This window comes from Actinomyces sp. 594 (assembly GCF_019325145.1).
In the GTDB taxonomy this organism is placed as follows: domain Bacteria; phylum Actinomycetota; class Actinomycetes; order Actinomycetales; family Actinomycetaceae; genus Actinomyces.
In genome coordinates, this window is the sequence record NZ_PIZC01000058.1 from 178906 (window position 1) to 184160 (window position 5255).

5 protein-coding genes are annotated in these 5255 nt (G+C 70.7%); 2 read left to right on the forward strand and 3 right to left on the reverse strand.

From position 1 onward, the window contains the following. Nucleotides 1–888 (reverse strand): DAK2 domain-containing protein (locus tag GZ998_RS10635; RefSeq protein WP_308807221.1); only part of this gene is annotated, 888 nt, incomplete at its 3' end. Nucleotides 889–1206: 318 nt separating this feature from the next. On the opposite strand from GZ998_RS10635, the gene rpmB reads away from it, so the two are divergent. Continuing rightward, entirely contained in the window at nucleotides 1207–1398 is a 192-nt protein-coding gene (rpmB, locus tag GZ998_RS10640; RefSeq protein WP_073327266.1) for a 50S ribosomal protein L28, read from the forward strand. 155 nt (nucleotides 1399–1553) lie between these two features. On the opposite strand, the gene GZ998_RS10645 is transcribed toward rpmB, so the two are convergent. Then, nucleotides 1554–2819 carry a thiamine-monophosphate kinase gene (locus GZ998_RS10645; RefSeq protein ID WP_219109809.1) on the reverse strand — a complete coding sequence of 422 codons (1266 nt, stop codon included), beginning with the start codon at nucleotides 2817–2819 and terminating at the stop codon, nucleotides 1554–1556. Next, the gene (locus tag GZ998_RS10650; RefSeq protein ID WP_162679500.1) at nucleotides 2806–4041 is read right to left on the reverse strand and encodes a D-alanine--D-alanine ligase family protein; all 1236 of its coding nucleotides are present in this window, start codon (nucleotides 4039–4041) and stop codon (nucleotides 2806–2808) included. The genes GZ998_RS10645 and GZ998_RS10650 overlap by 14 nt, the downstream gene beginning before the upstream one ends. A gap of 162 nt (nucleotides 4042–4203) precedes the next feature. Between GZ998_RS10650 and GZ998_RS10655 the strand changes: the two genes are divergently transcribed. Further along, on the forward strand, nucleotides 4204–4944 hold the full coding sequence (locus GZ998_RS10655) for an AMIN domain-containing protein (RefSeq protein ID WP_257505854.1): 741 nt from the start codon (nucleotides 4204–4206) through the stop codon (nucleotides 4942–4944). Nucleotides 4945–5255: the final 311 nt, after the last annotated feature.

The window sequence follows — 5255 nt, forward strand, 5'->3', positions numbered from 1 at the left end:
GACCACGCCTACCGAGTCACCGATGCGCTCCAGGTCGCGACGCAGGTCCGAGGCCTGAGCGGCGGTGGCCTCCAGCAGGTACATGACCTCGAACTCCCCGGTGGAGAAGGGGCCGGCGTCCTCGCGCGCCCCGGAGCCGTGGGTGGCGGCGGCAACCAGGTCGTCAAGCATCTGGCGGGCCACGTCGGTACAGGGCTGGGATGCGGGGCCGGCTTGCCGGCCGGCACCGTCGATGGTGTCCGACAGGCAGGTGTACATCAGCATCAGCGCCGCGCCGCCGGCGTCGACGGCACCATGGCCCAGACCCGCGGTCTCCACCACGCTCTCCTGGGCGCCGAATGCGGCCGAGGCCGCCACCGCCGACGCCGTCGCCGGGCTGGCGGCAGTGGACTCGGACAGAACCCTCCGGGCACTTGCTGCCGCGTCCTGGGCCACGGTGAGAAGTGTGCCGGTTACGGGCCGGGAGACGGCACTCCAGGTCGTGGCGGCAATACGCTCATAAGCGTGCACTAGTTCCACTGGGCGCAGCGCGGCCGGGTCGGGGGCCTGCGCGCACACGTCGGCCAGTGCTGCGAGCACCTGGGAGATGAGCAGGCCCGAGTTGCCGCGAGCGCCCCGGACAGCGCCGTCTGCGGCAACCCGCGCCGCCTGTGCCAGGTCACTGCCGGAGGGCAGGAGCGTCAGGGCTTCGCAGGCGGAGCGGACGGTGAGCAGCACGTTCGTCCCGGTGTCGGCATCCGGAACCGGGAAGACGTTGAGGGAGTCAACCAGATCGCGGGTGGCCCCGGCGACTGTACGAGCGGCATCCAGCCAGGCGCGCAGGAGCGGTGCGGTCAGGGCCACTGCCGCAGTGCCCGCGGTCGCGGGGGTACCGGTGCGTTCTGCCACGCTTCTCCTAATCCCGTATTCGTTTCCCGTATTCGTTCTCTGTACTCGCGTCGTGCCGGCAGGCGGGTGCGGGCCTGCGCTGCGGGCTCCGCACCTGCCGCTGGGAGCCTGAGGCCAGGTTAACGGGTAATCTGCGTTTGCCGTGCTCGTGCAGTTCAGCGGGAGACGTGTGCGCGAGCCCATACCCGCTCCGCTTGGGGTGGCGAGCCGTTTCCGATAAGGTGCTGGGGTTGCCCGCGACCCGTGTCGCCGGGCGGTAGACCCGGCGCCGGGTAAAAGGCCCGCGCGCTTACACCAAGAAGATTCAGGAGTGGAACCGTGGCTGCTGTGTGCGACGTCTGCGGCAAGGGCCCCGTCTTCGGCAAGAGCGTCTCGCACTCCCATGTGCGGACCAGCCGCCGGTGGAACCCGAACATTCAGCGTGTACGTGCTCTCGTGAACGGCACCCCCAAGCGCCTCAACGTGTGCACGTCCTGCCTCAAGGCCGGCAAGGTGACGCGCAACATCTGAGCGCGCCACGCCCGTCGGCAGGGCACTGAAGGCCGTCGTCCCGCATCCGCGGACGGCGGCCTTTCGCTTTGCTCACTTCTTTCAGCCCCTCCCCTCGCCGAGATCGGTAGAAGTTACGTGCCGAAATCGGTAGATATGGCGGCGGGGCCTGACATCTACGCCCTGAAGTGATCCCAACCGAGCCTGCCGGGCACGCGCCCGCCGATCCGGGCGCCCGCCGACTCGCCGTCGCTCAGGGCGCGCACGATTCCGATCACCCGGCCACCCCCTGGCATCCGGTCGACCGCCGACGGCGGCAGCGTGGCCAGCAGGCCGTGGTCCTCTCCCCCGGTCAGCACCCATGCCCGCGCCAGGTCGCGCGCATCCGCGGCGTCCTCGCGCAGCAGCCGCGCAACCGGCTCCAGCACGGCAAGGTCATGCGCCGGCCCGGTACCCGGGCCGTCTTCCGGATCGGCGATGTCAAGGACGACGCCGCTGGCCCGGGCGATCCGGTCCGCGTCGCGCAGCAGCCCGTCGGAGACGTCCAGCATGGCAGTGGCTCCGGCGTCGGCCAGGGCTGGCCCCGCAGCCAGCGGCGGAAACGGCGCCCGGTAGATGCGCAGGCAGTACGCGGCGGCCTCGGCGGCGCCGTCGCGGGTCTTCACACTGGCACCGTATTCGGCTTTCGCATCGGCACCGGCGCCCGTATCGCCCGGCGCATCGGAGCGGGCGGCGACGACGTCGGCCCAGCCACCATCGCGGTCGTCCAGGCCGGCCTGCAGCAGCGCGAGCCCGGCGGCCGAACGGCCGAGCGTGCCACAGTGGACCACGAGGTCTCCGGGCTGGGCGCCCGAGCGCAGCACCGGGCGGCGCCCCTCCAGGTCGCCGTGGACGGTGACGGCGATGACCAGCCGGTCCCCGGTGCTCAGATCACCGCCGACGACGCCCGCGCCCGTGCCCACACACGCGTCGGCGAAGCCGCGGGCCAGATCCTGCACCCAGCGCACCGGGGTGGTGCGCGGCAGCACCAGGCTCACCACCAGCGCCGTCGGCCGCGCCCCCGTGGCGGCGATGTCGGCGAGATTCTGGGCAGCGGAGCGCGCCCCGATGTCGCGAGCAGTGGACCAGTCGGTGCGGAAGTGCTCTCCCTGGACGAGCACGTCGGTGCTCACGCAGTAGCGCCCGTCCGGGGCGGGGATCACGGCGCTGTCGTCCCCGCTGGGCACCAGCACGCGAGCCGCCTGCGGCAGCAACGGGGAAATGGCGGACAGCAGCTCTTCCTCCCCCAGGTCGGCGACGGTGGGAGCGGAGCCAGTCGCGGCGGAGCCCACTGCGGGAACGGAGCCGACGGCGGCACCGTCGGAGGCGGCCGGCCCGGCACCGTATCCGTGCTGGAGCGGCCTGGCACCTGCCCGGGCTGCGGGCGTGTCAGCGGTTGACATCTCTGGGGCGCTCCAGCGCCAGTTCTATCAACTCGGTGACCAGGTCGCGGTAGGGCAGCCCGGATACCTGCCACATGTAGGGGTACATGGAGAAGGGCGTGAAGCCGGGCATCGTGTTGACCTCGTTGACGATCGCCTCCCCGTCCGGGGTGAGGAAGAAGTCGACCCGGGTCAGCCCCTCCCCACCGATGGCGATGAACGCCTCCGCGGCACGGCGCATAAGCAGCTCGCGCTCGGCCGGGGCGATGCGGGCGGGGCAGACCATGGCGACGGCGTCATGGGCCAGGTACTTGGTCTCGTAGTCGTAGAACTCCCCGGCGCCGTGGGCGGTGTCCATGACGATCTCGCCGGGCTCTGCCACGCGGGGGGCGTCGTCGCCGTGTCCGGCGAGGACGGCGACCTCGATCTCGCGGCCGACGATGCCGGACTCGACCAGCACCTTGGGGTCCACCGCGCGGGCGGACTCGATGGCCGCCTCCAGGTCGGAAAGTTCCTCCACCCGGCTGATGCCCAGGGAGGATCCGGCGCGGGCGGGCTTGACGAACAGGGGGCGGGCCAGGTCGGCGCACTGGGCGAGGATGGCGTCCTTGTCCCGGCGCCACCGGTGCGGCTCGACGAGCACATGCGGCGCAGTGGGGATGCCTGCGGCCTGCAGCAGGACCTTGGTGACCTGCTTGTCCATGCCGGCGGCGGAGGCGAGCACACCGCAGCCCACGTAGGGCAGGCCCAGCATCTCCAGCATGCCCTGGATGGTGCCGTCCTCACCGTAGGGGCCGTGCAGCAGCGGCAGGACCACGTCGACGGCACCGAGAACCTCAGGGCCGGCGGGGGTGATCGCGGTCAGCTTCCCGCCTCCCAGCCGCATGGCGAGTTCACCGCGGCCGAGCCCGTCGGTGGTGATCTCCACCGGGGGGCGGGCATCGTCCAGGCGCAGGGCGTCGGGATCGTCATCCACGAGCACCCACTGGCCCTGCCGGGTGATGCCTACGGGCACGACGTCGTAGCGGTCCCGGTCGATGGCGTCCAGCACGCCGGCGGCGGTGGCGCAGGAGATGGTGTGCTCGCCGCTGCGCCCGCCGAAGACGACGGCGACCCGCGGCTTGCGCGCATGACGGGCAGGCCGGGAGCCCGGGCTCGCCGATGTGGCCGACGCGGAGCTCACGAGGCTGGAATCCGCGGTTACACCATTGCTGACTGCGCCTGCTGCGCTGGGGACCGACATGGTGGCAACGCTACCGCTACCTGGGCGGATCGGGTGTCAAGTCACCACCCGACGCAGTTCGCGCCGCCTGAGCGGTACCGAGGCATCTGCCCCTATGCATCCCCACCCCCTAGCCGTATGATTGACATCACACGCGCGGTTCACTCGAGGTCAGGAGACGTCATGACACGCCCAAGCCCGCTCCCCCGCATGCTCACCCCCACCCTGGCCCTGCTACTGACCGGCACGCTCGCACTGGGCGCCTGCGGGTCCGGCGACGGCGCCCCGGAGGCATCCGCGCCGACTGTGACCGCCGGTCCCACCGACAGCACTGCCCCCGCGGCGCCCAGCGACGATGCCCCGGCACCCGCGTCCCCCAGCGCCTTGCAGACGCCCACCAGCACCAGATCGCTCACTCGGGAGGAGACCGACCCGTCCGGCGCTCCAGCCTGGGGCACCGGCGCCGACGGCCAGGCGGCGGCCGACGGCTCGGCACTGGTCATCTCCGACGTGCGCATCGGCTCCCATGACGACGAGGACTACTCCCGCTTCGTGGTGGAGTTCTCCGGTGAGGGCACCCCGGGCTGGTCGGCGCAGTGGACCGATCAGGCCCACACCCAGGGCAAGGGGGACCCGATCAACGTCGAGGGCGACTTCACGCTGGTAGTCACCGGCACCGGCGTAACCATGCCGATCAGCGAGGAGCAGCAGGCGGTGGCCTACACCGATCCGGTGCGCTTCGATTTCGACGCCCTCGGGCGTGACGACGACGAGGGCATTGAGGAGGCCTACATCGACCTGGCCTTCGAGGACCAGTTCCAGGTGGTGCTGGGCACCGACTCCCAGACCTACCGGATCTTCACGCTGACGAACCCGACCCGACTGGTGATCGACGTCGCCGACGACGACATCGACGACGACTGACGACGTCCTCGGGGCGTCGTCGCAGCGCTGCAACGGGGAGGACCGATCGGTCGGCTTTTGGTCGGCACTGAGGGCGCATAGCACGAACGTGTTCAGGCGCCACTCCCCCTGGTTCGCGGCGAACGGCGGTTCGTGCGTTGCGACGACGGTTCGTACCTTCGTGTCAGGGTTCGTGTGTTCTGGTCAGCGATTCGTACCTTCTTGTGACGGTTCGTACGGTGGGGGTACTGTGATGTCTCATGACTTCTGGGACTGTTGGATCTCATGACATCTGGGAGTGTCAGAAGTCGTGAGATTCTGGGAGGCCCTGG

Excerpts from the sequence above, each read along its gene's own strand:
- GZ998_RS10645 (WP_219109809.1), bottom strand. The coding sequence starts at position 2,819 with ATGTCAACCGCTGACACGCCCGCAGCCCGGGCAGGTGCCAGGCCGCTC.
- GZ998_RS10655 (WP_257505854.1), top strand. The coding sequence starts at position 4,204 with ATGACACGCCCAAGCCCGCTCCCCCGCATGCTCACCCCCACCCTGGCC.
- GZ998_RS10650 (WP_162679500.1), bottom strand. The coding sequence starts at position 4,041 with ATGTCGGTCCCCAGCGCAGCAGGCGCAGTCAGCAATGGTGTAACCGCG.